Source organism: Nonomuraea sp. NPDC049378 (genome assembly GCF_055586745.1).
The window spans coordinates 292947-318977 of record NZ_JBVJHP010000014.1 but is presented as its reverse complement, the minus strand read 5'-3'; the positions used below and the strand labels follow the sequence as shown (position 1 = coordinate 318977).

Annotated in this window: 21 protein-coding genes and 1 pseudogene; 11 read left to right on the top strand and 11 right to left on the bottom strand. The window is 71.8% G+C overall.

Going from position 1 to position 26031, the window contains the following annotated elements; all coding sequences use genetic code 11:
• Positions 1-2 precede the first annotated feature (2 nt).
• Together treS and ACZ6SA_RS30135 are read right to left on the bottom strand one after the other, a co-directional pair.
• Positions 3-1703 carry a maltose alpha-D-glucosyltransferase gene (gene treS / locus ACZ6SA_RS30140; protein WP_347774772.1) on the bottom strand — a complete coding sequence of 567 codons (1701 nt, stop codon included), beginning with the start codon at positions 1701-1703 and terminating at the stop codon, positions 3-5.
• A 71-nt stretch (positions 1704-1774) separates the two neighbouring features.
• The gene (locus tag ACZ6SA_RS30135; RefSeq protein WP_347645449.1) at positions 1775-3865 is read right to left on the bottom strand and encodes an alpha-1,4-glucan--maltose-1-phosphate maltosyltransferase; all 2091 of its coding nucleotides are present in this window, start codon (positions 3863-3865) and stop codon (positions 1775-1777) included.
• A gap of 289 nt (positions 3866-4154) precedes the next feature.
• Here ACZ6SA_RS30135 and glgP point away from each other — a divergent pair, with 289 nt between their 5' ends.
• Positions 4155-6737 (top strand): alpha-glucan family phosphorylase, encoded by a 2583-nt coding sequence (gene glgP / locus ACZ6SA_RS30130; RefSeq protein ID WP_347645448.1) that lies wholly within the window; start codon positions 4155-4157, stop codon positions 6735-6737.
• Between the two features lie 42 nt (positions 6738-6779).
• Positions 6780-7676 (top strand): MurR/RpiR family transcriptional regulator, encoded by an 897-nt coding sequence (locus ACZ6SA_RS30125; RefSeq protein ID WP_132604877.1) that lies wholly within the window; start codon positions 6780-6782, stop codon positions 7674-7676.
• Here the strand turns inward: ACZ6SA_RS30125 and ACZ6SA_RS30120 are convergent.
• The 3 genes from ACZ6SA_RS30120 to ACZ6SA_RS30110 form a co-directional block, all read right to left on the bottom strand.
• Entirely contained in the window at positions 7639-9549 is a 1911-nt protein-coding gene (locus tag ACZ6SA_RS30120) for an N-acetylmuramoyl-L-alanine amidase (protein ID WP_465831867.1), read from the bottom strand. The genes ACZ6SA_RS30125 and ACZ6SA_RS30120 overlap by 38 nt on opposite strands.
• A 110-nt stretch (positions 9550-9659) precedes the next feature.
• Entirely contained in the window at positions 9660-10103 is a 444-nt protein-coding gene (locus ACZ6SA_RS30115) for a hypothetical protein (RefSeq protein ID WP_465831865.1), read from the bottom strand.
• Positions 10104-10177: 74 nt separating this feature from the next.
• On the bottom strand, positions 10178-11401 hold the full coding sequence (locus ACZ6SA_RS30110; RefSeq protein ID WP_347645445.1) for an MFS transporter: 1224 nt from the start codon (positions 11399-11401) through the stop codon (positions 10178-10180).
• 65 nt (positions 11402-11466) lie between these two features.
• Between ACZ6SA_RS30110 and ACZ6SA_RS30105 the strand changes: the two genes are divergently transcribed.
• Positions 11467-11961, top strand: a complete 495-nt coding sequence (locus ACZ6SA_RS30105) for a helix-turn-helix domain-containing protein (protein WP_347645444.1) — start codon at positions 11467-11469, stop codon at positions 11959-11961.
• A gap of 9 nt (positions 11962-11970) precedes the next feature.
• Here the strand turns inward: ACZ6SA_RS30105 and ACZ6SA_RS30100 are convergent, their stop codons facing one another.
• From ACZ6SA_RS30100 to ACZ6SA_RS30090, 3 genes are all read right to left on the bottom strand, one after another.
• Positions 11971-13758: an ABC transporter ATP-binding protein gene (locus ACZ6SA_RS30100; protein ID WP_465831863.1), complete on the bottom strand. Its 1788-nt coding sequence runs from the start codon at positions 13756-13758 to the stop codon at positions 11971-11973.
• 4 nt (positions 13759-13762) lie between these two features.
• Complete coding sequence (locus ACZ6SA_RS30095) at positions 13763-15484, bottom strand: ABC transporter transmembrane domain-containing protein (protein WP_465831861.1); 1722 nt, start codon at positions 15482-15484, stop codon at positions 13763-13765.
• A 100-nt stretch (positions 15485-15584) separates the two neighbouring features.
• On the bottom strand, positions 15585-16562 hold the full coding sequence (locus ACZ6SA_RS30090) for a zinc-binding dehydrogenase (protein WP_347645441.1): 978 nt from the start codon (positions 16560-16562) through the stop codon (positions 15585-15587).
• 53 nt (positions 16563-16615) lie between these two features.
• On the opposite strand from ACZ6SA_RS30090, the gene ACZ6SA_RS30085 reads away from it, so the two are divergent.
• The 4 genes and pseudogenes from ACZ6SA_RS30085 to ACZ6SA_RS30070 all read left to right on the top strand — a co-directional run.
• Positions 16616-17014: an NAD(P)-dependent oxidoreductase gene (locus ACZ6SA_RS30085; RefSeq protein WP_347645440.1), complete on the top strand. Its 399-nt coding sequence runs from the start codon at positions 16616-16618 to the stop codon at positions 17012-17014.
• A 102-nt stretch (positions 17015-17116) separates the two neighbouring features.
• Entirely contained in the window at positions 17117-17650 is a 534-nt protein-coding gene (locus tag ACZ6SA_RS30080) for a GntR family transcriptional regulator (protein ID WP_465831858.1), read from the top strand.
• Between the two features lie 8 nt (positions 17651-17658).
• A complete protein-coding gene (locus ACZ6SA_RS30075; protein ID WP_347645438.1) occupies positions 17659-18465 on the top strand; it encodes a hydroxypyruvate isomerase family protein in 807 nt (268 codons plus the stop codon).
• A gap of 66 nt (positions 18466-18531) precedes the next feature.
• Positions 18532-19422, top strand: a pseudogene (locus ACZ6SA_RS30070) (2-hydroxy-3-oxopropionate reductase); the annotation flags it as partial.
• A gap of 22 nt (positions 19423-19444) precedes the next feature.
• On the opposite strand, the gene ACZ6SA_RS30065 reads toward ACZ6SA_RS30070, so the two are convergent.
• The 3 genes from ACZ6SA_RS30065 to ACZ6SA_RS30055 all read right to left on the bottom strand — a co-directional run bounded on the left by ACZ6SA_RS30065 (position 19445) and on the right by ACZ6SA_RS30055 (position 22649).
• Positions 19445-20095: a TetR/AcrR family transcriptional regulator gene (locus tag ACZ6SA_RS30065; RefSeq protein ID WP_347645437.1), complete on the bottom strand. Its 651-nt coding sequence runs from the start codon at positions 20093-20095 to the stop codon at positions 19445-19447.
• A gap of 182 nt (positions 20096-20277) precedes the next feature.
• The gene (locus ACZ6SA_RS30060; RefSeq protein WP_465831855.1) at positions 20278-22293 is read right to left on the bottom strand and encodes a CehA/McbA family metallohydrolase; all 2016 of its coding nucleotides are present in this window, start codon (positions 22291-22293) and stop codon (positions 20278-20280) included.
• Between the two features lie 71 nt (positions 22294-22364).
• Positions 22365-22649: a HesB/YadR/YfhF-family protein gene (locus ACZ6SA_RS30055; RefSeq protein WP_132595371.1), complete on the bottom strand. Its 285-nt coding sequence runs from the start codon at positions 22647-22649 to the stop codon at positions 22365-22367.
• A 126-nt stretch (positions 22650-22775) separates the two neighbouring features.
• On the opposite strand from ACZ6SA_RS30055, the gene ACZ6SA_RS30050 reads away from it, so the two are divergent.
• From ACZ6SA_RS30050 to ACZ6SA_RS30035, 4 genes are all read left to right on the top strand, one after another.
• Positions 22776-23432 (top strand): endonuclease, encoded by a 657-nt coding sequence (locus ACZ6SA_RS30050; RefSeq protein WP_465831853.1) that lies wholly within the window; start codon positions 22776-22778, stop codon positions 23430-23432.
• Positions 23433-23516: 84 nt separating this feature from the next.
• Positions 23517-24290 carry an enoyl-CoA hydratase/isomerase family protein gene (locus tag ACZ6SA_RS30045; protein ID WP_465831851.1) on the top strand — a complete coding sequence of 258 codons (774 nt, stop codon included), beginning with the start codon at positions 23517-23519 and terminating at the stop codon, positions 24288-24290.
• Between the two features lie 110 nt (positions 24291-24400).
• The gene (locus tag ACZ6SA_RS30040; protein ID WP_347645433.1) at positions 24401-24823 is read left to right on the top strand and encodes a hypothetical protein; all 423 of its coding nucleotides are present in this window, start codon (positions 24401-24403) and stop codon (positions 24821-24823) included.
• The gene (locus tag ACZ6SA_RS30035; protein ID WP_465831849.1) at positions 24814-26019 is read left to right on the top strand and encodes a DUF6395 domain-containing protein; all 1206 of its coding nucleotides are present in this window, start codon (positions 24814-24816) and stop codon (positions 26017-26019) included. Before ACZ6SA_RS30040 ends, ACZ6SA_RS30035 begins: the two co-directional genes overlap by 10 nt.
• Positions 26020-26031 lie beyond the last annotated feature (12 nt).

The window sequence follows — 26031 nt, the reverse complement described above, 5'->3', positions numbered from 1 at the left end:
TCCTACTCCTCCTGGATGACGGCCGGCGGGAGCGTGAACCAGTAGAACCCATGCCCGGGAAGCGTCAAAAGATACGGAAGTTCGCCAATTGCCGGGAATGGGACCCCACCCATCGTCTCCACGGGAGCGACGCCGACGAACCTGCGCAGATCGAGCTCGACCGGCTGCGGGAAGCGCGACAGGTTGTTCACGCACAACATGCGGTCGTCGCCCAGCTCGCGTACGAACGCCAGCACGCTGGGGTTGGAGGAGTTGAGCTCGGCGTAACCGCCCAGTCCGAAGACCGGGTGCCGCTTGCGGATCTCGATCATGCGCCTGGTCCAGTGCAGCAGCGAGCCGGCGTTCTTCTGCTGGGCCTCGACGTTGATGGCCTGGTAGCCGTAGATCGGGTCCATGATGACCGGCAGGTAGAGCCGCCCGGGGTCGCAGTCGGAGAAGCCGGCGTTGCGGTCGGGGTCCCACTGCATGGGGGTGCGCACGCCGTCGCGGTCGCCGAGCCAGATGTTGTCGCCCATGCCGATCTCGTCGCCGTAGTAGAGCACCGGGGAGCCCGGCAGCGACAGGAGCAGCGCGGTGAACAGCTCGATCTGGTTGCGGTCGTTCTCCAGCAGGGGGGCCAGGCGGCGGCGTATGCCGACATTCGCCCGCATACGGGGGTCTTTGGCGTACTCGGTGTACATGTAGTCGCGTTCCTCATCCGTGACCATTTCGAGGGTGAGCTCGTCATGGTTGCGGAGGAAGATTCCCCATTGGCAATTTTCCGGAATTTTCGGCGTTTGGGCCAGAATTTCGGAAATAGGGTAGCGGGATTCCCGGCGTACGGCCATGAAGATGCGCGGCATCAGAGGGAAATGGAATGCCATGTGGCATTCGTCCCCGCCGCCGACCGGGTCGCCGAAATACTCCACGACGTCCGACGGCCACTGGTTCGCCTCCGCCAGCAGCACCCGGTCGGGGAAGAGGCGGTCGACCTCCGACCTGATCCGCTTGAGGTACTGGTGGGTCCTCGGGAGGTTCTCGCAGTTGGTGTTCTCCTCCTCGAAGAGGTAGGGGACCGCGTCCAGCCGGAACCCGTCGATGCCCAGGTCCAGCCAGAACCGCAGCACCTCCAGCATCGCGTCCTGCACGGCCGGGTTCTCGTAGTTGAGGTCGGGCTGGTGGTGGAAGAACCGGTGCCAGTAGTACTGGCCGCGTACGGGGTCGTAGGTCCAGTTGGACGTCTCGGTGTCGATGAAGATGATCCGGGCGTCCTGGTACTTCTCGTCGGTGTCGGACCACACGTAGAAGTCGCCGAACGGGCCCTCGGGGTCGTGCCGTGACGCCTGGAACCAGGGGTGGGCGTCGCTGGTGTGGTTCATGACGAGGTCGGCGATGACGCGCATGCCGCGCTTGTGTGCCTCGTCCACGAGTTTCACGAAGTCTCCCAGATCCCCGAACTCGGGCAGGATCTTCATGAAGTCGGCGATGTCGTAGCCGCCGTCGCGCAGCGGCGACTCGTACAGCGGCAGCAGCCACAGGCAGTCGACGCCGAGCCACTGCAGATAGTCGAGCCGGCTGATGAGCCCGCGCATGTCGCCGGTCCCGTCGCCGTTGGAGTCGGCGAAACCCCTGATCAGGACCTCGTAGAAGACCGCTCGTTTGTACCAGTAGGGGTCGCGCGGCTTCTCTTCGTCAAAAGTGTTGGGAATGGGTGTGATGCTCATGAGCGGCCTCGCAGGGTGCTCATGAGGGAGGCGCTGTCACACACGTTGAAGACTCCCCGCTGAATTCAGTTCTACCGTGGCGCGGCTCGTACGGTGAGAATATGGGCAGGCTGGATGTGGGGGTCGAGGCGTACATAGTTGCTCTGCCTCCAGCGGTACGACTCGCCCGACAGCTCGTCGTCGACGACGAACTCCGCGTTCCAGTCGAGACCGATGGCGGGCAGGTCGAGATCCACGGTCGCCTCATGGGTGTGGTGTGGATCCAAGTTGATGACCGCGAGCACGACGTCGCCCATCCCGTGCCTTCGTGTGGCCGGGTCGTAGGCGCCCGGCAGCCGTTTGGAGAAGCAAACGATGTCCGGTTGATCGACCCTGTGGAATCGTAGGTTACGCAATTCCTGCAGTGCCGGATGCGCTCTTCGGAACAAATTCAGGTGAGTGATGAAGGGAGCCAGACTACGTCCCTCGCGTTCTGCTGTAACCCAATCGCGAGGCTTGTACTGATATTTTTCGCTATCCAGGTATTCTTCGCTACCCGGGCGTACCGGTACGTTCTCCCCCAGTTCATACCCGGAGTAGACACCCCAGGCCGGCGACGTCAGCGCGGCCAGCACCGCCCTGATCTTGAACGCAGGGACGCCGCCGTGCTGCAGGTACTCGTGCAGGATGTCCGGCGTGTTGACGAACAGGTTCGGCCGCAGATAGTGCGAGGTCTCGTGGGCCAGCTCCGACAGGTAGCCCTCCACGTCGTACTTGGAGTTCTTCCACGTGTAGTACGTGTACGACTGGTGGAAGCCGACCTTGGCCAGCGCGCGCATCATCGCCGGCCGGGTGAACGCCTCCGACAGGAAGATCACGTCGGGATCGGTCGTGTGGATGTCGGCCAGCAGCCGCTCCCAGAACGCCACGGGCTTCGTGTGCGGGTTGTCCACCCGGAAGATCCGCACGCCGTGCCGCATCCAGTGCAGCAGCACCCGCTTGACCTCGGCGTAGACGCCCTCCGGGTCCTTGTCGAAGTTGACCGGGTAGATGTCCTGATATTTCTTCGGCGGGTTCTCGGCGTACGCGATCGACCCGTCCGCCCTGATCGTGAACCACTCCGGGTGCTCCTTCACCCACGGGTGGTCGGGCGAGCACTGCAGCGCGAAGTCGAGCGCCACCTCCATGCCCAGCTCCCTGGCCCGGCCGACGAACTCGTCGAAGTCCTCCAGCGTGCCGAGGTCGGGGTGGACGGCGTCGTGACCGCCGTCCTCCGAGCCGATCGCCCACGGCGAGCCGGGATCGTCGGGCTCGGGGCTGAGCGTGTTGTTGCGCCCCTTGCGGTGCGTCGTGCCGATCGGGTGGACGGGCGGCAGGTAGACGACGTCGAAGCCCATCTTGGCGATCGCGGGCAGCCGCCTGGCGGCGGTCTGGAAGGTGCCGGACTTGGAGACGCCGAACTCGTCCACGATCGCCCCCTCCGACCGGGGGAAGAACTCGTACCAGGAGCCGTAGAGCGCCCTGCGCCGGTCGACCCTGACCTTGTGCGACCTGGACCTGGTCACCAGCTCGCGGAACGGGTGGGCCTGCAGCAGCGCGGCGGTCTCGGGAAGCTGGGCGATCGACAACCGCGCCCGCGGGTCGAGATCCTCGTCCCGCAGCGTGGCGGAGATCGACAGCAGCGCCGCGCGGTGCCCGCACGCGCTGTCGCCGTTGCCGTTCTGCCTGCGCTGCCCGTTCGCGCCGGCGTGCCCCTCCTGGGCCGGCCGGTCGTTCGCGCAGTCGGCCACCCGCACGGCCCTGGCGGCCCGCTCGAACAGCCGCGCGCCCTCCTCGCACATGAGGTCGACGTCCATCCCGCGCGGGATCTTGATCTCGGCGTCGTGCAGCCACGTGCTGATCGGATCGCTCCACGCCTCCACGCGGAACAGCCAGTCGCCCTCGGCCGGCAGGCACACCTCCACGCCCCAGCGGTCGGTGCCCGGCGCCAGCTCGCGCATCGGTCTCAACCGCCCGCGCTGCCCGTCGGGCGCGGTCATCACCACGCCCGCGGCCACAGCGTCGTGGCCCTCTCTGAACACGGTCGCCGAGACCTCGAAGGTCTCGCCGGCGACCGCCTTGGCGGGCCACTGCCCGCAGTCGACGACGGGGGAGATGTCCGTGATGGGAATTCGTCCGATCATCGCATTCAAGGGTTTGCGGCGACACACTCGGTGCCGCCGGAGGCTTTCCGTGGATGCACACGCCGTTGCCGGTGGTCCGCTGGAGGCGGCCTACCCAGGCAGTAACGATCCTTGCACGTTATTTCTGGACAGCAGCGGATAGACCTCCCGAGTGTGTCTGTGGGAGGGCCAACAAAGAGGAAAGTTGCCCCAATGGTGCCTCTTCATGCTTGTTCCTGGAAGGGGTTTGAACGGTCATCATGAGGGTGAAGGACTGAGAGGTCCCTCCTAGCCCGTAGGGTGCAGAAACGTGAGAGCTATCCGCCGGTTTACCGTCCGCACCGTCCTGCCCGCGGAGCTGGCCGCCCTCGGCGAGCTCGTGCACAATCTCCGCTGGTCCTGGCACCCGGAGACGATGGACCTCTTCTCCGAGGTCGACGCCGACCTCTGGGAGCGGGTCGGGCACGACCCCGTCGCCCTGCTCGGCGCGGTCACCCCCGCCAGGCTGTCCGAGCTGGCCGCCGACCGCCGCTTCCTGCGCCGCCTCGCCGACGCCGCCGACGACCTGCGCGAGTACATGACCTCGCCGCGGTGGTACCAGACGCTGCCCGACGCCGCGCGCGCCATCGCCTACTTCTCCCCCGAGTACGGCATCGCCGCGGCTCTCCCGCAATATTCGGGCGGTCTCGGCATCCTGGCGGGAGACCACCTCAAGGCCGCCAGCGACCTGGGCGTGCCGATCCTCGCGGTCGGCCTGCTCTACCGCCACGGCTACTTCACGCAGTCGTTGTCGCCCGAGGGCTGGCAGCAGGAGCACTACCCGTCGCTCGACGCCGGCGGGCTGCCGCTCACCCTGCTCAAGGACGCCGACGACGCGCCGGTCAAGATCCGCATCGGCCTGCCGGACGAGCGGATGTTGCACGCCCAGGTGTGGGTGGCGCAGGTGGGCCGGGTGCCGCTGCTGCTGCTCGACTCCGACGTGGCCGACAACGACACCGCCGCCCGCGACGTCACCGACCGGCTCTACGGCGGCGGCACCGACCACCGGCTCATGCAGGAGCTGCTGCTGGGCGTGGGCGGTGTGCGCGCGATCAGGGCGTACTGCAAGATCACCGGGCATGCCGAGCCCGAGGTGTTCCACACCAACGAGGGCCACGCCGGATTCCTGGGCCTCGAGCGCATCCGCGAGCTGACCGAGGCCCGGCTCTCCTTCGACGAGGCGTGGGAGGCGGTGCGGGCCGGCACGGTGTTCACCACGCACACGCCCGTGCCCGCCGGGATCGACCGCTTCCCCGTCGAGATGATCGCCCGCCACTTCGGCGGATCGAACGCCTGGCCCACCGTGCCCGTCGACCGCATCCTGGCACTGGGCGCGGAGTCCGATCCCCAGCGGTTCAACATGGCCGTCATGGGCATGCGCCTGGCGCAGCGCGTCAACGGCGTGTCCCGCCTCCACGGCGAGGTCAGCAGGGAGATGTTCAAGGGCCTCTGGCCGGGCTTCGACCTGGACGAGGTGCCGATCGGCTCGATCACGAACGGCGTGCACGCCCCCACGTGGGTGGGGCGCGAGTTCATGGAGCTGGCCGACCGCGAGCTGCCCTCCCTGATCGAACGCGCCCGCGGCTGGGACGGCATCCAGAAGATCCCCGACGGCGACATCTGGCAGATCAGGGGAACGCTGCGCAGGCAGCTCGTCGAGGGCGCCCGCGTGCGGTTGCGCCGGTCATGGCGCGAGCGCGGGGCCTCCGACGCCGAGCTGGGGTGGATCGACGACGCGCTCGACCCCGACGTGCTCACGATCGGGTTCGCCCGGCGCGTCCCCTCCTACAAGCGGCTCACGCTCATGCTGCGCGACCCCGAGCGGCTCACCGAGCTGCTGCTCGACCCCGACAAGCCGGTCCAGATCGTGATCGCGGGCAAGGCCCATCCGGCCGACGAGGGCGGCAAGAAGCTGATCCAGCAGATCGTCAAGTTCGCCGACCAGCAGAAGGTCCGCCACCGCATCGTCTTCCTGCCCGACTACGACATGGCGCTCGGCCGGCTCATGGTGCAGGGTTGCGACGTCTGGCTGAACAACCCGCTGCGCCCGCTGGAGGCGTCCGGCACGTCCGGGATGAAGTCCGCGCTCAACGGCGGCCTCAATCTGTCCATCCGTGACGGCTGGTGGGACGAGTGGTACGACGGCTCCAACGGCTGGGCGATCCCCACCGCGGACGGCGTGGCCGACACCGACCGCCGCGACGAGCTGGAGGCCGCCGCTCTCTACGACCTGATCGAGCACGAGGTGTCCGACCGGTTCTACGACCGTCCCGGTGACGGGCTGCCCCGGCGGTGGATGGAGATGGTCAAGCACACGCTGGCCTCGCTCGGGCCGAAGGTGCTCGCCGGGCGCATGCTGCGCGACTACGTCGTGACCCTGTACAACCCGGCGGCCGGCGCGGCCAGGGCGCTGTCCGCCGACGGCTACGCGCCGGCGAAGGCGTTCGCCGCCTGGCGCCTGCGGGTCGCCAAGGCGTGGCCGGGCGTCAGGGTCGAGCACGCCGAGGCCACGGGGGTGGGCGACACCCCGGAGGTCGGTTCGTCCATCGAGCTGCACGCGACGATCGCGCTCGGCGACCTGGAGGCCGCCGACGTGCGGGTCGAGGCCGTCTACGGCAGGGTCGGGCCGCACGACGAGCTGGTGCGTCCCGCGTACGCGAAGCTGGAGATGGCCTCGGCGGAGGACGACGGGCGGGCGCACTTCACCGGCGTCGTCCCGCTCGACCACACGGGCGCCTTCGGCTACACCGTGCGCGTCGTCCCGCACCACCCGCTCGTCGTCACCCCGGCCGAGCTGGGCCTCATCACGGTGCCCGAGGAGCCCGCGGGCATGACGAACGGGACTCTGCGCTAACCAGCAGCTCGGGATCCCGGCGCAAGCGGCATAATCGGGACCGTGGACGACAGCGGCAACGGCCTGCGGGCCGACACTCTGGTGGCCACGGTCCGCGGTGTGCTGCCGTCCCTGACGCCTGCCGCCCAGACCGTCGCCCGCCTCATCCTCGAAGACCCCGCGACGGTGGCGCGGAGCACCATCACGGAGCTCTCCGCCGCCTCCGGCACGAGCGAGGCCACGATCGTGCGCACGGCGCGGCTGCTCGGGTTCGCGGGCTATCCGCAACTCCGGTTAGCCCTGGCGGCCGCCGCCGCGCAGCCCGACCGGCTGGTGCCCGGCGACCTGGCCCCCGACGACCCGCTCTCGGAGGTCATCCACAAGGTGGCGCGGGCCGAGTCGGAGGCGATCAACGACACGGTCGCGCAGCTGACCTCCGAGCGGCTCGGGCTCGTGGTCGACGCCGTCGTCGGCGCGCGGCGGATCGACGCCTACGGCGTCGGCGCGTCGGGCCTGGTGGCCGAGGACTTCGCCCAGAAGCTGCTGCGCATCGGGCTGTCCAGCCACGCGTTCCAGGACGCGCACCTGGCGCTGACCAGCGCGGTGCTGCTGAAACACGGCGACGTGGCGCTCGGGGTCAGCACGTCGGGGGAGACCCCCGACGTGATCGAGCCGCTGACCCGGGCCGCCGAGGGCGGGGCCACGACCGTCGCCATCACCAACAACCCCCGCTCCACCATCGCGGAGCTGGCCGAACACGTGCTGATCTCGGCCGGGCGCGAGACGGAGTTCCGTCCCGGCGCCCTGGCCAGCCGGATCAGCCAGCTCCTCGTCGTCGACTGCGTGTTCGTCGGCGTCGCCCAGCGTACGTTCGACTCCTCTCAGGAGGCGCTCGCGAGCACCAGGCGCGCCGTCAACGCGTTCACCCGGAGAACGTCACCCGCACGTCGTCAGCCTTGACGAACATCACGCGGTGGCCGAACTGGATCTGCAGGTACTTCGTCCTGCCCCGCACCACCTTGTGGTCCTCCAGGTTGAACGTGACCGCCCGGTAGTACTCCGTCGCGGCCGGCCCCGCGAGGGTGTACTTCTCGCCGGCCGAGAACGTGTACTGCAGCGGGGTCACCTCCTGGTAGGGGATGCCCTCGGGATAGGCCTCCGCCTCCGGGTACGCCCGGCCGTAGACCGGGACGGTCGCCTTGCCGGGCTTGGGGGTGACCACCAGGCCCATGGAGGGCACGGCCGTGGGCGCGCTCATCGGGTTGTGGAACCAGGCCTTCTGGCCGAGGTACCAGATGGCGGTCCAGTCGCCCTGCCGGCCGGCCACGGCGAAGCGCTGGCCGGTGCTCGCGCGGGCGCTGTGGTCGTACACGCTGTAGAGCGACTCGCCCGTGGGGTGCTTGCCGATGTCCTTGACGAGCGGGGCGTCGTCGCGCGGCTCGGTGCGGAGCCAGACGGTGTGGGCGGGAAGCGGCGGGCAGGCGGCCTCGGGGTTCTGGCGGTCGCAGCCATAGAAGTACGGCTTATTCGTCGCGAAGTCCGGCTTGATCATGACCGAGCCGGATCTGGGGCCGCCGAGGCCGTGCAGCGGCGCGCCCATCAGCTGGAAGTAGTGCGCCCAGTCCCAGAACGGGCCCGGGTCCTCGTGCATCTGCCTGACCGTGGTCGGCAGCGTGCCCGGGACGTTGTCGTGGCCCAGGATGTGGGCCCGGTCCATCGGGACGCCGTGCCGCAGCGCCAGGTAGCGGACCAGGCGGGCGGAGGAGCGGTACATCGCCTCGGTGTACCAGGTGCCGCCCTCGGCCAGGAAACCCTCGTGCTCGATGCCGATGGACTTGGCGTTGACGTACCAGTTGCCCGCCTGCCAGGCGACGTCCTTGGCCTTGATGTGCTGGGCGATGTGGCCGTCGGTGGAGCGGACGGAGTACTGCCAGCTGGCGCCGTAGGCGGGGTCCTGGTTGAGGCGGATGGAGGGCAGGAAATATCCCTCCATGTCGTGAATGATGATGTACTCGATCTTCTGGCTGAACGGGCGGTTCGCCAGGTCGTAGTGGCCGTAGTCGTCGTTCGGAAGCTCCTGGTACGCCGACGGGATCCACTCGCACGAGATCGACGCCGGGCACTCCACGCCGCCGGTCCTCGGCTTGCGCAGTCCGAGCTTGTCCAGCCACTTCTCGATCTTCGTGAGCCCGGGGACGGGAGCCAGCCTGACCTGGTGGCCGTCGTCCGTCGTCCGCTCGGCGCCTTCCTTGATCGTCGCGAAGACCTCGTCGGCGAAGAACCTGGCCGCGCCCGCCTCCTCGGCTCCGGAGTATCTCGCGACGGCGCCGTACCAGTCGCCTGGCTCGTCGCTCAGCGGCGCGCCGAGCGCCTTCTGGTAGTCCGCGAGCAGCGCCGCGCCGCCGCGGATGTTGGCGGCGGCGTCCGTACGCAGGCGCTCGCGGCTCTCGCCGGTGAGCTCGGCGGCCTTCTCCATCGTGCGGAGCGAGGCGGGGAGGTCGGCGGGCGCGGGACGCGCGCTCGGGGCGGGGAGGGGCCTGCTTTCGTCGCCGCGCGCGTCCTCCTCGCCTTCGTGGTGGTGGTTGGATCCCGTGAAGGAGGCGGCGTCGGTCAGGTGCATGGGCCCGAACCCGGCGTCGCTGGAGGGCCGGCCGGCGTGGGCGTCCCAGCGCGACTCGAGGTAGGAGACGCCGAGCAGCACGCTCTCCGGCACCTGGAACTCCTCGGCGGCTGAGGCGAAGGCCGCCTGGCGGCCGGCTTCCTGGGCGTGCGCCGCTGTCACGGTGCTTAACGGCAGGGCGGCGACGAGGGAGATCGCCAGTAGTCTGCGCATGAACCACTCCTTGGGGCTGGGGGAGCGTGGTGGGGTTCAGCGTCTCAATATTTTCCTTCGCAGGCGAGATCTTTGCGAAGAGATTCTTCATCCCTTACGGGGGAGCCCGCTCAGCTGTCGTTGGTCAGGCTCAGCACGACCGCCCACTCGTCCGTGACGAGGACCCAGTCCTCCCACAACGCCGCATACCACCCCGTCGGCCGGTGCGTGACACGGCCCGCGGCCCGTACGGTCCCGAGCGTGTCCTCGATGATCTCCAGCACCCACTCGACCAGGAACTCCGGCTCCTCACGAGCCTCACCACGGAACAGCTCGGCGAAGAGCCCCATCCGACGGGCCGCCTGCCGGACCTCGCTCCGCCAGTCCGCGGCCGGCTCGACCCCCGTCACCCGCGTCACGTCCCCGTAGGCCGCGACGGCCGCCGCCGCCAGGTCCGGCCCAGGAGAGGGCACGGGGCCGCGCACGTCCATCCAGAACACGAAGGGCGAGCTGCGCAGCGCGTCCAGCCGCTCGGAAGTACGCTCGACCTCCTCCACGACCCAGTGAACCTCCACCGCCGTCTCCCCTCACGAACGCGGCCCGCGCGTCATTCCGCCCCAGTCTGGCGGGCGGAGAACCCGGCTGTGCGTCAGTGCCCGGCCTCGCACTCCGCGGGGGGACGGGAGGCCGCGGACCGGCGGGGGACCAGCCAGAGCGTGAGCGGGGCCGACAGCAGCGCGACCGCGCAGGCGGCGTTGAGCGCGGCCGTCATGCCGAACAGCTCGCTCACGGCGGGCCCCGCGAAGGCGCCGAGCATCGTCGCGGCGGCCTCCATGGTGAGGAACGCCGAGCTGACCCGGCCGAGCAGCCCCCCGGGCGTCGTCCGCTGAACCCACGACTGCACGGACACCAGTACGGTCACCGCCGGCAGCCCGAGCAGCACGGCGGCGACCAGCACGAGAGGCAGCGCGGTGCTGTTGAACAGCAGCGCGAACGCGGCCGCGACGAGCGCCTGGCCGGCGGCGACGGTCGTCCTGGCGGAGTGGCGGTCGGCGAGCCTGCGGCTGACGGGAGCGCCGAGCAGGAAGCCGAGCCCCAGAGCGGACAGCAGGTAGCCGACCTCCACGCTGCCGCCGAGCCGCGTCACGCCGAACGGCACGAGGAGGGCGGTGAGCGCCGCGTTGGCCAGCAGGTAGAGGCTGTTCGTCGCCAGCAGGCCCCGGGTCGCCGCGGCCTGCCGCACGTGCCGCAGCCCCTGGCCGATGCCTGCGAGCACGCCGCGGGAGGTCGCGCCGGGGTCGCGAGGCCGGGGCGAGGTCATGGCGATGGTCGCCGCCGACAGCAGCCCGGCGGCGGCGCTGGCCGCGACGACCGCGCCGATGCCGTTGAAGGCGAACAGCAGCCCGCCGAGCGGCGGGCCGCCAAGCGCGACCACGCCGGTGGTGACGGCGCTGAGGGCGTTGGCGCTGGTGAGGGCAGGCCCGGTGCCCACCACGGAGGGAACGTGGGCCTGGCCCGCGGGGCGGAAGAGCACGGCGGCGCTGCCCTGCCCGAGCACGGCCACGTAGACGAGCCAGATCGTCTCGGGTGTCCTGGCGAGCAGCATCACGCTGATCGCCAGGACGTGCACGAGGTCGGTCGCCACCATCAGGCGGCGGCGGTCCCACCGGTCGGCCAGCACCCCGGCGAACGGCCCCAGCAGCAGCGAGGGCAGGTACTCGAAGGCCAGGGTGACGCCCGTCGCCAGCACCGACCCGGTGACGGCGAAGACGTGGGCGGGAACCGCGACGACCAGCATGCTCGTCCCGAGTCCTGCCACCGCCCGGGCCGCCCACAGCAGCCGGAAGTCCCGCACCCGAAGGGCCTGCACCATGGTCTTCCCCCGATCGCTTGTATTCTCACAAAAGAGAAACGGGCGATCGAGTATTCTGTCAAGATATGAGCGTGGATCATGCGGATCTGGGCCGGCGGTTGCGCAGCCGCCGGGCGGCACTCGGCAGGACCGTCGCGTCGGTGGCCACCGACGCCGCGCTGTCGGTGCCCTACGTGGCCAACCTGGAGAACGGCAGGGGCAACCCCACCCTCTCCGCCCTCGACCGGCTCGCCGAGGCCCTCGGCACCCGGCTGGTGCTCACCTTCGCCGACCCGAGCACGGTTTCGGGCACGGGCCAGGGCACGGCCCGGGGCGCGGGCTCGGCTTCGGAGGAGGTTGCCCCGCCACCGTCGCTCGTGGAGTTCGCGCGGACCAGGAGGTTCCGGCGCGAGGCCGGATCCCTGGCCGCGCTGCTGGGCGAGGAGGACCGGGTGGTGCGGGCCACGCTGGTCGGCGCGCTCGCCGCCGTCGCCGGACCGCTCGACCGGGACCTGCACCAAGGCGACTGGCAGCGGCTGCTCGACGCGATCGTGCTGATCCTCGCCCACCCGGCCTCATGACCGCGGCGCTCACTCCGGGTGCCCGCCGTGCCAGGAGCGCCAGAGCGCGGCGTACGCGCCGCCCGCCGCCACGAGCTCGTCGTGCGTGCCGAGCTCGGTGAGCCTGCCGTCCCGCAGCACGGCCACCCGGTCGGCGTCGTGGGCGGTCTGGAGGCGGTGGGCGATCGCGATGACAGTGCGCCCGGCGAGCACGGCGGCGAGCGCGCGTTCGGTGTGCCGCGCGGTGCGCGGGTCCAGCAGGGCGGTGGCCTCGTCGAGGATCAGCGTGTGCGGGTCGGCCAGCACCACGCGGGCCAGGGCCAGCTGCTGGGCCTGCGCGCCGTCCAGCCGCTCGCCCTCCGGGCCCGGCTCGGTGTCCAGTCCGTCGGGAAGCTCGTCGATCCAGCCCGCCCCGACGGCGGCCAGGGCGGCGCGCAACGCGTCGTCGGTGGCCTCGGGCGCGGCGATCAGCAGATTGTCGCGTACGGTGCCGAGGAACACGTGATGCTCCTGGGTGACGAGCATGACCCGCTCGCGCAGCCGGGCGGGGTCGAGCCCGGCGACCGGCACCCGCCCGACGGTCACGGAGCCGGCGCTCGGGACGTCCATGCCCGCCAGCAGCCTGCCCAGGGTGGTCTTGCCCGCGCCGGACGGCCCGACGACGGCCAGCCGCTCGCCTGGCTGCACCGTCAGGTCCACCCCGTGCAGGACGTCGGGGCCACCGTCGTAGGCATAGTGCACACCGGACACCTGCAGCCGGTCGTCGACCGGCTCGGGGGCGGCGGCGTCCTGGTCCGCCCGGAGGGCCAGGCCGGCGCCCTCCACCCGGGCGAAGGAGGCGGCGCCGCTCTGGAGGCGTTCCATGGTGAGCAGGATGACGTCGAGCGGCTGGGAGAGCTGGCGCAGGTAGAGTGCGGCGGCGACCACCGTGCCCAGGGTCACGGCGCCCTGCGCGAGCAGCAGGCCGCCCGCGAGCAGGACGGCGACCACCGGGATGGCGTGGGAGACGTCCACGATGGGGAAGAGCACGCTGCGCAGGAACAACGTCCGGGTGCGGGTGACCCGGCACTGCTCGATCGCCTCCTGGCAGGTCTCGAGGCGGCGCCGCCCCAGCCCGAGGGCCTCCACCGTACGGGCGCCCGCGGTGGTGGCCGCGAGCTGCTCGGCGAGCTCCGAGTTGGCGGCCCCTTCGGCGAGGTAGGCCGGCACCGCCCGGCGCAGGTACCACCGGGCGGCGAACCAGATGCCCGCCAGCCCGAGCACGCCGCACCCGCCCAGCAGCGGGTCGAGGACGACGACCGCGCCCAGCACGAACACCGCCTGCACGCTCGCGATCAGCACGTCGGGGCCCGCGCCGCGCAGCATGGTGCCCACCGCCGCGACGTCGGCGGTGCCGCGGGTGGTCAGGTCGCCCGCCCCGGCGCGCTCGACCACCCCCACCGGCAGCGCGAGCACGCGGCCGGTGAACTCCTCGCGGATGCGCGCCAGCATGCGCTCGCCGAAGCGGTGCCCGATGTGGCCGGCGTAGCGGACCAGCAGGAACTGTGCCAGCGCGAACCCGAGGAGCGCGAGCGCCAGCCGGTCCACGGTGGCGACCCCTGCGCCGTCCCGCACCTCGTCGATGATGCGGCCGAGCAGCCACGGGCCGGCCAGTCCCGCGGCGGAGGCCAGCGCGTTGAGGACGACCATGGCGCAGAACGCGCGCCGGTCCAGCCGGATGAGCCGGAACGCCGCCCTGCGCAGCCGGGCGGAGTCAGCCACCGGCAGGGCGCCGCTCGTCATCGGGCCGCGCTTCTGCCGCGCTCGCTCCCCGCGCATCGGCTCATCGGGCCGCCTTCCTGCTGCCGTCGTCATCCCGGGCCACCAGGGCGCGGTAGCCGGGCTGCCAGCCCAGGAGGTCGCCGTGCCCGCCGGTCGCCACGACGGAGCCGCCCGCCAGGTAGTGGACGGTGTCGGCATGGGCCAGCACGAGGGGCGACGTGGTGGTGACGACCGTGGTGCGGCCCGCCCGCGTCGCGCGCAGCCGGGCCGCGATCGTCGCCTCGGTGTGCGCGTCCACGGCCGAGGTCGGCTCGGCCGCGAGGAGGATCTCGGGGTCGGCCAGCAGGGCCCTGGCCAGGCGTACGCGCTGGCGCTGGCCTCCCGACAGGTTGCGGCCCTGCGCGTCGACGCGCGCGTCCAGCCCGCCGGGCAGGCCGCGGACGATGTCGTCCGCCATGGCCGCGTGGACGGCGAGGCCGATGGCGTCGTCGTCGGGGTCGAGCCTGCCCGCGACGATGTCGCGCAGCGTGCCCGCGAACAGGTCGGCCTCGTTGTCGGCCACCAGGATCCGCTCCCGGAGCCGCGCCGGGTCGATGTCGCTCAGCCGGATCCCGCCCCAGGTCGCGGCGGGACCGGCGAACCCGCCTAACCGGTCGAGCACCGCCGCCGCCTCCGCCGGGCGGGCGCTGACCAGGGCGGTCAGCCGTCCCGGCGCGATCTCCACGCCTGAGACCGGATCGCGCAGCACCGACATGGGGGCGGGCGGGTCCACCGGGTCGTCGTTGACCCCGGCGGCGGGTTCCAAGCCCAGGAACCGCACGACCCTGCGGGCGGCCACCAGGCCGCGGCTGAGGCCGTAGCCGCCCTCGATGAAGAACGACACGGGCACCACCAGCACCGCGGCGTACCCGTAGACCGCCACCAGCTCGCCCGCGGTGATGTCGCCCCGCGCGGCCATCCGGGCCGCCAGCCAGGTCACCGCGCCGAGGAACAGGGTGGGCAGGCCCACCCCGAGAGCCTGGATCCAGCTCGTCACCGCGCCGACCCGGTAACCCTGCTCCCTCAGCTCCTGGGAGCCGCGACGGTAGCGCTCGGCGTACACGTCCTTGCCGCCGACGCCGTTGAGGACCCGCAACCCCGCGGCGATGTCCCCGAACCGGGCGGCGAGCGCCCCCTGCCGCGAGCGGTAGCCGGTCTCGGCGCCCCGCAGCCGCCCCAGCAGCGGGCCGAGCACGACGACCAGCAGCGGCACGCCCAGCAGGACGACCGAGGCGAGCAGCGGCGAGACCGACAGCAGCAGCCCGGCCACGACGGCGTAGGCGAGGACCGCGCCGACACCGGGGCCGGTGACGGTCAGCGCCTCGGACATCATGGCGACGTCGGTGAACCCGATCGTGACCACCTCCCCGGCCGTGACCTGGCGCGGCAGCGCCGCACCCAGGCGCGTCGCCTGCAGGGCCAGCACCTGTACGGAACGGAACGCGGCGTCCATCCGCACCCGGGTCATCGTCCGGTGCCGCATGATGGCCAGCCACGCGGTCAGCACCCCGTAGCCCAGTAACGCCGCCGCCCAGCCGGCCAGCGCGGGCCAGTGCCCCGGCGTCAGCCCGTCGTCGATGGCGCGGGACAGCAGGTAGGGGGCGAGCGTCAGGCAGACCGTCCAGCCGGTGCCGAGCAGGGCCCCGGCCACGACCCTGCCGCGCTGGCTGGTGACCAGCCACCAGAGATAGCGTCCGGCACTCCGGCTGTCGGGAGTGCCGGGGTCCATGGTGGCCGAGGTCATGGCTGGACCCTATGTGCCGGTCCGCTCGGCCTGTCCGGCGGGTTCGCGGCGGGCGTACGGAGAATCCCGCGTGACCGCTCGGGGACGGCCGCGTGGCCGCTCAGGGGATGAGGACGACCTTGCCCGTCGTCGCCCGGCTCTCCAGCGCGGCGTGCGCGGCGGCGGCCCGCGCCAGCGGGAACGTCTGCACGGCCGGCGTCAACGTGCCCTCGGCGGCCGCCGCCAGCGCGCGGGCCTCGTACGCCGGCCGCTGCTCCGGACTGCCGAGCAGGACCAGCAGGGCGTTGGTCACCGTGAGATCCCGCTCCTTGAGCATCGCGGGGTCCGGCTGGAAGTCCTGCTGGGAGGCGTTGCCGATGGTGACGTGACGCCCGCCGTCGGACAGCAGCCCGAACGCGGCCCGCGCCTTGTCGCCGCCGACCCCGTCGAGCAGGGCGGTGACCGTTCGGCCACCCAGCCGCTCGGCCACCTGCCGTTCCCAGCCGGGCTCGTCGTAGTCGACGGAGAGGTCCGCACCGAGCTCGCGCACGGCAGCCACCTTGGCGGGGCCGCCCGCCGCGCCGATGACGGTGGCGCCGAGGGCGTGGGCGTACTGGACGACCAGGCGGCCGATCCCGCCGGCCGCCGAGGTCACCAGCACGACGTCGTCGGAGGTCAGCCTGGCCACGTCGAGGAACTGCAGCGCCGTGCACCCGGTGACGATCATGGCGACGGCCGTCTCGTGTCCCAGCTCGCGGGGCAGCCGGTGCACCGACGCCACGTCCGCGACGGCCAGCTCGGCGTAGCCGCCGGGCTGCCCGGCGGAGGTCACGACGTCGCGCCCGATCCAGGCGGGGTCCACCTCCGGGCCCACGGCGTCGACCCGCCCCGACACCTCGCCCCCGAAGACGGAGGGGAGCTCCGGCAGCGGCGGCAGCGAATCACTGGCCATGCCCGAGCGCATCATGGTCTCCACCAGGTGCACGCCCGCCGCCTTGACGGCGATGCGCACCTGGCCGGGGCCCGGCTCGGGGTCGGGGACGGTCTCGTAGCGGAAATTGCCGGCCGGGCCGAAGGCGTGCAGGACGACGGCGTGCATGAGGGGCTCCTTGGAGGTTGTGCGTTCGACCCTCCGAGGGTGCAACCTCAACTTTGCTTGATGTCAACCGTGACGTCGGGCTCTACGGGTTGGGCAACGCGGGGCTCGGTTTGGCGGCCAAGGCGAAGGCGTTCCACATGCGGGTGCTGGGCCTGCGCCGCAGGGCCGGCGTGCCCGCGCCGGGCGTGGACGAGCTGTTCGCCCAGGACGACTTCCTCCGGTTCCTGGCCGCGTGCGACTTCGTGGTGGTCACCGCGCCGCTCACGGCGGCCACCCCGGGGCGGTTCGACCGGGCCGCGTTCGCCGCGATGAAGCGTACGGCGTGCTTCGTCTGCGTCTCGCGCGGCGGCATCGATCATGCTGGACAACGTCGGCAGGTTCGCCCGTGGCGAGCCGCTGCGCAACGTCGTCGGCAAGGCGGCCGGGTATTGAGGGCTAGTGTACTTGTCTGACGATTCTGCTCGTGTTCGGCGATTGTCGGGAGGGGGCCTTTGGACGGCCAGACCAGCTTTTCTCTCGGACCGTCGTCTCTGACGGAAGCGCTTTACGAGTCCGTGCGCAAGCGCATCGTCGACGGCGAGATCGCGCCGGGGGAGAAGCTCACCGAGACCCGCGTCGCCGGCGAAGTCCCCAAGCTCGACGAGGACGACATCCGCGACCTCTACCTCAGCCGCGAGACCGTCGAGCGCGCGGCGGTCGCGGCGCTCGCCCGCACCGCCACCGTGCCGCAGGCCGCCGCCCGCGCGCAGGCGGCGATGAAGGCGGCGGCCGGCGACATGGCCTTCGCCGGCCAGGTGGAGGCCGACATCGCGTTCCACTCCGTGCTGGTCGCGGCCGTGGGCAGCCGGCGGCTGTCGCGCATGCACGAGGTGATCCTCGGCGAGGTGCACCTGACGATGGGCCAGTTCCAGGCCCACAGGACCACGCACCCGACGAACGTGGTGCACGAGCACGACGACATCCTCAAGGCGATCGGCGACGGAGACCCCGAGCGGGCCCAGCAGCGCCTCGCCCGCCATCTCGACCAGGCCCAGGGCCGCCTGCTCGGCCAGTTGCGCCGCGAGCGGCCGGAAGAGGCCACCGCGTAGGAGCTCATGTGACCAGATGGACCGTCAACTGCTCGATCCTCTACACCGGCCTGCCCCTGCTCGACCGCCCGGCCGCGGCGGCCGCCGACGGGTTCACGGCGGTGGAGTTCTGGTGGCCGTGGCCGCAGGCCGTGCCCGCCGACCGTGACGTGGACACGTTCGTACGCGCCGTCGAGGACGCGGGCGTGCACCTGACCGGGCTCAACTTCTTCGCGGGCGACATGGTGGCAGGGGACCGCGGCCTCGTGTCGTGGCCGGAGCGCTCCCGCGAGCTGCTCGACAACATCCCTGTGGTGGCGGCCATCGGCGAGCGGCTCGGCTGCCGGGCCTTCAACGCCCTCTACGGCAACCGTGTCGAAGGGATCGACGCGAAGGAGCAGGACGACCTGGCCGTGGAGATGCTGGCGGCCTGCGCGCGCGGCGTCGACGGCACCGTGCTGGTCGAGCCGGTCAGCGGCGCGCCGCGCTATCCCCTGCTGACGGCCGCCGACGCGGTGGCCGTGCTCGACCGGCTCGGTGACGTGCCCGGCGTTGGGCTGCTGGCCGACTTCTACCACCTGGCCGTCAACGGCGACGACGTGCCCGCCGTCATCGAGCGGCACGCCGCGCGCATCGCCCACGTGCAGATCGCCGACGCCCCCGGCAGGGGGGCGCCGGGTGAGGGTGCGCTGCCGCTCCGGCCGTGGATCTCTGACGTGTACGCAGCCGGATATGACGGATATATCGGCCTGGAATACCGCTCCGACGGGCCCGGCGCCTTTGACTGGCTCCCCCGCCAGGAGCGAGCCGCCGCCCCCGGGGGACCGGCGCGATAGAGACCCGCGCGACAGGAACCCGCGCGAGACCCGCGCGGCAGGGATCGGCGCGAGAGCAACCGACGGGAGAGGAACGACGTGAGCACCATCGCCTTCATCGGCCTCGGCATCATGGGCAGCCCCATGGCCGTGCACCTGGTCAGGGCCGGGCACACCGTGGCCGGCTACAACCGCTCGCCCGAGAAGACCAAGGCCCTGACCGAGGCGGGCGGGCGCGCGGCCGCCTCGATCGCCGACGCCGTGACGGGGGCCGACGTGGTCGCCCTCATGGTGCCCGACTCTCCCGACGTGCAGGCCGTGCTGACCGGGGATGACGGCGTGTTCGCGCACGCCGCGCCCGGCACGCTGGTCATCGACTTCTCCTCGATCCGGCCCGACGTCACCCGCGAGCTGGCCGGAGAGGCGGCCGCCCGCGGCCTGCGCTATCTCGACGCCCCCGTCTCCGGAGGCGAGGCGGGCGCCAGGAACGCAGCCCTGTCGATCATGGTGGGCGGCGAGAGCGACGCCTTCGCGGCGGCCGGGCCGATCTTCGACGCGGTCGGCAGGACCGTCGTGCACGTCGGGCCGAGCGGCGCGGGCCAGACGGTCAAGGCGGCGAACCAGCTCATCGTCGCCGCGAACATCGAGGCGCTGGCCGAGGCGGTCGTGTTCCTGAAGGCGTACGGAGTGGATCTGGAGGCGGCGCTGGACGTGCTGGGCGGCGGCCTGGCGGGTTCGGCGGTGCTGGCCCAGAAGCGCGGCAACATGCTGGACCACGCGTTCGAGCCCGGCTTCCGCATCGCCCTGCACCACAAGGACATGGGGATCGTCACGTCGGCGGCCCGCGAGGCCGGGGTGGTGCTGCCGCTCGGCGCGCTGGTCGCCCAGCTCGTGGCCGCTGCCAACGCGTCGGGCGACGGAACGCTCGACCACTCCGCGCTGCTCCGGGGCGTCGAACGCCTCTCCGGCGACCTGTAGGGCCACGGGCTGCCGGCGTGGCTCAGCTTTCGCGTTCGGCGGTGAAGCGCCGGATCAGCTCTTCGGACGTCAGCGGCTCCTCGGGCGGGGAGGGCGCCGGGTGGGCGCGCATGCCGGCGAGCGCCAGCCGCACCGCGCGCTCCCGCAGCTCGCCGCCCAGGGCGGCGGGCAGGGTGGGCAGCCCGCGGACGAGCAGCCCGACGACCCCCATGACGTCGCCCGTGCCGACGTCGGTGCGCAGCGCCCCCTCGTCGTGGGCGGCGCTCACGATCTGGTCGAGGACCTCCAGCAGGCGGCCGCGGCCCTCGTTGATCTCGGGCGTGCCCGCCACGCGGTGCACCTGCGCCCCCGCCACGGAGATGAGCAGGTCGAGCCGCAGTTCGGCGCAGCCGCGTACGAACCGGCTGAGCGCGTCCCACGCCCAGGTCTCCTCCTCGCGCGCCTTCTGCGCGAGCGCGATCATGCGTTCGAGGGCGTCGGCCAGCACGGCGTGGATGAGGCTGTCGCGGTCGGGGAAGTGCCGGTAGAGCGTGCCCGCCCCCACGCCGGCGAGCCGCGCGACCTCGTCCATCGTGGCGCCGGTGCCCTGCTCGGCGAACACCTCCCTGGCCGTGTCGATGATCAGGTCCCGGTTGCGTTGTGCGTCCGCTCTCAGTTGGCCCGGCGCGCGCATATCGGCTGGCCGCCTCTCGTGTGCTGGAGATCGCTTGACGTGGCTCTCCACAGCAGCATAACGGCTGGAAAGCGGAGAAAATCTCTTCACTTATAAGGTTCGGGCTCCGCTTCCCCTGCGTCCCCGGCACCGACTTCACGGGCACCGTCACCGGGCAAGTACGTCGTCTCGATGCCGGACGTTCAGGCCAGCCTCCCGCGGTAGACCTTCCTGGCCCGCGCGTACACCTCCAGGTGCTCGCCGAGCTGCTCCTCGGTCTCGAACGTGCCGGACTCGCGCAGCAGCTCCTCCAGCCGGTCCAGCCACGCCAGGCACCACCGCACGTCCGTCTCCCTGGCCACGGGAGAGCCCGCGACGTTCACGTACACCGGGCTGGTGTGCGCGTGGACGCCGCTCCGGTGCAGGGTGCGCGGATGCGGCGGGCCGGTGGCGACGGCGACCACGTACGTCGGCTCGTCCGCGACCAGCGTCGCGGTCAGCCGCCCCGGCCGGCCCTGCGCCAGCACGCCCTCGGCGGTGCGGATCTCCAGCCGCTCGACCTCGGGACCGACCGAGGTGAGCACGATCTCCGCCCGCTGCCCTGGCGCCAGGTCCAGCGTGTCGCCAGGCCCGTGCCCGTTGACGGAGAGCTCCAGCCACGGCCCGGTGGTGGCGAACGTGCGGCCGAGCAGGATCGCCTCCGCGTACGACTCGGCGGTCAGCGGGCCGGCGACGTTGGCGTACACCCGCTCCCATCCGGGCGGGCTCGACGCGGTCCCGCGGCGGCAGAACGACAACACCGCGTCCGTTCCGGCCGTGACCGCGATCCTGTTGCCCGCGCCGATGAGCCGCCGGTAGACGGCCGCGGTGCCGGTGATCGAGGAGTGGTTGAGCACGTCCAGGGCGTCGATCAGGCCGAGCGCCGCGTCCGCGACGATCTCCCTGGCCGAGCAGTCGCGCCCGCGGTCGAGCACCACGCCGGGCGGATCGTCCTCGCCGAACGCCATGTGGAACGGATGCCCGTACCCGATCACCCCGCCGAGCGCCCGCAGCTCCTCGCACGCCACGGCGTTGGGCGGCCAGTCGGCCGTGCCCTGGAAGCCCGTGTGACAGCGCTGCGGCGGCTGCCGGAGCCCGAACGCGGTGAGGTGCCCGACCAGGTCGCTGCGGTATTCGACGCCGATCCTGGCCAGGTGCCTGTCGTCCGACCACGGCAGGTCCTCGCCCGCCCAGTGCGCCAGCGCCTCCAGGTCGTAGACCCGCTCGCTGGCCACGTTGCCCGCCACGAGGTTGAGCACGTGCAGGTCCTCGCCGTGCTGCGCGGCCGCGGCCAGCTCGGGCGCGGCGGGCTCCTCGCCCATCCAGTTGAGGTGCACGTGCAGGTCGCCGCCGTACCAGCCGCGGGCTGCGGCGTCGTAGAGCCGCTCGGGGGCCAGCTCGACGAGCGTCTCCGCGCCCGCCTCCGGCGTGATCACGACCTCGGCCGACGAGTACTCCATCCCCCTGGCCACCGCCACCGTGAGCGGCTCGGCGGGCACCGCGACCACGAGATCGTCGCCATGGAAGTACGGTCTGCGCAGGGCGTCGACCTTGCGGGGAGCGCCCTCGGGATACCAGCCCTGGCCGTTCGCGCCCGTCACGCTCCACCGGCACGGAAACCCCGCCCGCACCCTGACCGCGGCCGGCGCCGCCCTGCGGCACAGCGGGGCCAGATCCACCGGCCGGCCGTCGGCGGTGACGGACCCGCCGGCCGCGACCACCCTGGCGCCGCGTGGCGGCACCTCGTACGCGGTGCCGTCCACCACGACGGTGACGGGCTCGTCCCTGCTGGAGTCGAGGAGCAGCGACGTGCGGAACGGCTGGTCGTCCAGCACGACCTGCGTGACCGCTTCGAGCGTGACGCCTTCGGGGGCGAGCCGCAGCGCGGCGAGATTGTCCACCACGTCGCCGCCGAGCGCGTCGCGCACCACCCGGTCGGCGTCGACCCCGCCGAGGAGGTCTTCGAGCTGATCCTGGGGGACCTCGGGATGGCGCTCGGCGAGCTGGCGCAGCCCGGCGCCCCAGAAGTCGTACCGGTTGTCGAGGAAGACGGTGGTCCAGGCCTGGACGACGTATGTGAGAGGCGGCTCGCCCCAGCAGACACCGTGCGCGTCACGCAGCGCGCGGTAGCCGGCCAGCGCGCGAGCCACCGGTTGGGGGAGCAGCGGATCGTCACTCATCGGACACCCCCTGAATCGGACGCGTCGTCATCGTGACATGAATCGGCCGCCACGTCCCCTGCGATGCACGGTCAGGCGCGCCGACCGAGGCTGAACGTCGGCTGCCCCGGAACGCTCTGCTGGGCGTCCAGCGCCTTGTCGTCCAGGATCGGCGCCGCGTCCTCCGACACGAAGACGCGCACGTCTCCCTTCTCCACGACCTGGTCGCCCGCGTACGGCGTGCTCACCAGGGTGACTTCGAGTGTTCCCGCCTCGTCGGTCTTCGGGGCGATGCGCAGCCCGGCGTCGGCGGGCACGTCCTCCCCGACCATGAGGTCGCGGATGGCTTCAACGGCGTTGTCTGTCAGTGTCAGCACAACAGACTCCTTTTCGCTCGGGAAACCTTCGCCTCCCCTCCGGCCCTTGCCCCAAACCCGGGCCGGCCTCCGCCGCGAACCCGGTGGCCCGGCATGCCCGTAGGGGTCGCGGGTAGCGGGACACTCATGACCAAGACCGACAAAGCCGTCATGGACGTGCTGCTCGACCGGTACGGTCGCACGTTCGCGAACGAGGCCGGGATCAAGCTGGCCGACCAGCCGAAACCGCTCTACCAGCTGCTCGTCCTGGCCACCCTGCTCAGCGCGCGGATCTCGGCGGACGTGGCGGTGGCGGCCGCCCGGGAGCTGTTCGCGGCCGGGTACGCCACCCCGAAGGCCATGCGGGAGGCGACCTGGCAGGACCGGGTGGACGCGCTGGGTCGCGGCCACTACCGCCGCTACGACGAGCGCACCGCCACCATGCTGGGCCGGGGGGCCGAACTGCTCCTCGACCGGTGGAAGGGCGATCTGCGCCGCCTGCGCGACGAGGCGGGCGGCGATCCGCGCAGCACCGCCGGGCTGCTGATGGAGTTCCCCGGCATCGGGCCGACCGGCGCGGACATCTTCCTGCGCGAGGTCCAGGCCGTCTGGCCCCAGGTCGCGCCGCACCTGGACAAGAAGGTGCTGGACGGCGCGGCCAACGTCGGCCTGCCCCGCCAGGAGCGCTCGCTGGCCCGGCTGGCCCGCTCCGGCGACGAACTGGCCCGCCTGTCCGCCGCCCTCGTACGGGTGTCCCGCAGCAAGCGGACCGCCGAGGAGGTGAAGTCCGCCGCGGCCCGCTGACGGCGCGGCCTGACGGTGAGTGCTGACGGGGGGCGTGCGGGACGGCGGCGGCCCGCTGACGATCTGCTCTGTTAGGTTCGACGTATGGGTGAGTTTGTGAGCGTCGAGGTGGCCGACCAGATCGCCACGATCCGTCTTGACCGTCCGAAGATGAACGCCCTCAACGGCCAGGTCCAGCAGGAGATCGGCGAGGCCGCCGGCCTCGTCGACGCCGACCCGCAGGTGCAGGCGGTGATCATCTACGGAGGCGAGAAGGTCTTCGCGGCGGGCGCGGACATCAAAGAGATGGCCGACATGTCCTATGCCGACATGTCCACCCATTCCCGTACGCTTCAGGACTGCTTCACCGCGGTCACCCGCATCGGCAAGCCGGTCATCGCCGCCATCACCGGCTACGCCCTGGGCGGCGGCTGCGAGCTCGCCCTCTGCGCCGACTTCCGGGTCGTGGGAGAGTCGGCCAAGCTGGGGCAGCCCGAGATCCTGCTCGGCATCATCCCCGGCGCGGGCGGCACCCAGCGCCTGCCCCGCCTGGTCGGCCCGGCCCGGGCGAAAGATCTGATCTTCACGGGCCGCCACGTGCCCGCCTCCGAGGCCCTCGTGATGGGCCTGGTCGACCGGGTGGTCCCGGACGAGCAGGTCTACACCGCCGCCCTCGAATGGGCCGCCACCTTCGTGGGCGGTCCCACGATCGCGCTCCGCGCCGCCAAGCAAGCCGTCGACCAAGGGCTGGAGGTCGACCTCGACACCGGCCTGGAGATCGAGCGGCTGCAGTTCTCCGGGCTCTTCGCCACCGACGACGCCAAGATAGGCATGCGCGCGTTCGCCGAGAAGTCCAAGCCCAAATTCACCGGGCAATAGCGCTCTTCTGGACATGTCACCGCAAACTGGACGGAGCTTTCGAGGGACTCTGATAACCCCTCGGTAGCTTCGTCCGTCCGGGCTGTGGATTGCCACTATCGTGGCGTTTCATGATGCGCGTTCCCGTCCCTGTCCGGCTGCGCAAAGCCGTGCGTACGTGGTTCGACTCCCGTTACATCTCCATCGCCGATCATCGCCAGGACATCAGGGACGCGCTCTGGGAGGTCCAGACCCTGCGGCGCGAGATGGCGACCCTCCAGGGCGAGGTCGAGCGGCTGCGGAACGCGCGCCCGCCGTCGGCCGGCGGCGGCACGGTCGACAGCAAGATCGACAAGCTCGGCGGCAAGGCCGACGACGCCCACCGGCTCGCCCAGGAGACGGCCAAGGCGCTGGACGGCGTGCTGCAGAACGAGGTCCTCGTCTGGCAGGCCATCGACGACCTGCGTACCCGCCTGCCCGGGGGAGACGCCCGCGCGGCGGACCGGGCGGACGAGCCGGCACGGGGGCGTTCCGAGGAGCAGCCGTGCGCGTGACCTGGACCGGCGCGGAGCTGACGTTCCGCCTCGACCCGGACGACGAGATCACCGGCAAGGCGTCCGACGAGCACCCCATCAAGCTCGCCACCAACTCCTGCTCCGTCGGAGGCGTCCCCGACGACGCCCACCCCGACCTCTTCGCCCTCGCCGCCTGGACGGTCGTGGCGCCGTGGACCCGCCGGCGCGTCTCCTTCGACCGGGCCGTGTCGGCGGAGCTGGCCGAGGCCCTGCACGCCGGCTGGGGGATCGAGGCGGGCCCCGTGGGGGCGGAGCCGCGCCGGCCGGGGGCCAGGCTCGCGATCTCGTACAGCGGCGGCGCGGACTCCGTCGCGGCGGCCGCCATGTATCCGGAGGCGCCGTTCGTGCACTTCCGGCGCGTGCCGCACCGGCGGGTCCCCAACCGCTGGCCCCACTACCGGTCCGACGTGCTGGCCAGGCTCGCCGAGCGGACGGGCCGCGAGCTGTCCACGGTCACCTCCGACCTGGAGTACACCCTCGCCGAGCCGCGTCCCGGCTATCCGGAGCACCACGCGGTGGCGGTGGGCGCGCTGCTCCTGGCCGACCAGCTGAACCTCGGCGGCCTGGCATTCGGCTATGAACTCGGTTCACGCTGGCTCGGCGGGGATCGCTACGTGTTGCGCTACACGCCGGACAACCCCATGTGGGCGCCGAACGGCAGATGGGGCAAATTATTCGCGGCGGCGGGCGTGCACATCGTGCTGCCCGTGGGGGGCGTGAGCGAGGCGGTCACCATGCGCCTGGCCCTCGACTCCGATCTGAAGAAGTACGTGCGCTGGTGCCTGCGCGGCACCGACGGGCCGTGCCGTAACTGCGGCAAGTGCCTCTACAAGGAGCTCATCCAGGCCGCCGTCGAGCGCCGGCCGCTCGACACCCCCATGACCGCAAGGCACCGCGCCGCACAGCCGTGGCTCAAGAAGCCGCCCTACGGCGGCCAGGAGATGGTCGAGTACGGGCTGGCGCGCGTCCCCGGGATCGAGCACACCCTCTTCGCCGGGGTGCTCGACTACTTCGACGCCACGGAGGAGTCCACGAGCTGGCTGGACCACTGCTACCCGCCGGCCCTCGACGAGATCCCTGCCCCGTGGCGGCCCGAGGCGGCCGCGTACATCGAGGCGAACGTGGGGCTCATGACGGAGGATGAGGTGCGCCGGGTGGAGACTTGGGGCGCCTGAACACCGGGCGGG

Excerpts from the sequence above, each read along its gene's own strand:
- ACZ6SA_RS30090 (WP_347645441.1), bottom strand. The coding sequence starts at position 16,562 with ATGCACGCCGTCGTCCTGCACGCCTTCGGCCCGGCCGGCAATTTCCGC.
- treS (WP_347774772.1), bottom strand. The coding sequence starts at position 1,703 with ATGAGCATCACACCCATTCCCAACACTTTTGACGAAGAGAAGCCGCGC.
- ACZ6SA_RS30135 (WP_347645449.1), bottom strand. The coding sequence starts at position 3,865 with ATGATCGGACGAATTCCCATCACGGACATCTCCCCCGTCGTCGACTGC.
- ACZ6SA_RS30100 (WP_465831863.1), bottom strand. The coding sequence starts at position 13,758 with ATGCGCGGGGAGCGAGCGCGGCAGAAGCGCGGCCCGATGACGAGCGGC.
- ACZ6SA_RS30105 (WP_347645444.1), top strand. The coding sequence starts at position 11,467 with ATGAGCGTGGATCATGCGGATCTGGGCCGGCGGTTGCGCAGCCGCCGG.
- ACZ6SA_RS30120 (WP_465831867.1), bottom strand. The coding sequence starts at position 9,549 with ATGCGCAGACTACTGGCGATCTCCCTCGTCGCCGCCCTGCCGTTAAGC.
- ACZ6SA_RS30060 (WP_465831855.1), bottom strand. The coding sequence starts at position 22,293 with ATGAGTGACGATCCGCTGCTCCCCCAACCGGTGGCTCGCGCGCTGGCC.
- ACZ6SA_RS30040 (WP_347645433.1), top strand. The coding sequence starts at position 24,401 with ATGATGCGCGTTCCCGTCCCTGTCCGGCTGCGCAAAGCCGTGCGTACG.
- ACZ6SA_RS30065 (WP_347645437.1), bottom strand. The coding sequence starts at position 20,095 with ATGCGCGCGCCGGGCCAACTGAGAGCGGACGCACAACGCAACCGGGAC.
- ACZ6SA_RS30095 (WP_465831861.1), bottom strand. The coding sequence starts at position 15,484 with ATGACCTCGGCCACCATGGACCCCGGCACTCCCGACAGCCGGAGTGCC.
- ACZ6SA_RS30110 (WP_347645445.1), bottom strand. The coding sequence starts at position 11,401 with ATGGTGCAGGCCCTTCGGGTGCGGGACTTCCGGCTGCTGTGGGCGGCC.
- ACZ6SA_RS30045 (WP_465831851.1), top strand. The coding sequence starts at position 23,517 with ATGGGTGAGTTTGTGAGCGTCGAGGTGGCCGACCAGATCGCCACGATC.
- ACZ6SA_RS30050 (WP_465831853.1), top strand. The coding sequence starts at position 22,776 with ATGACCAAGACCGACAAAGCCGTCATGGACGTGCTGCTCGACCGGTAC.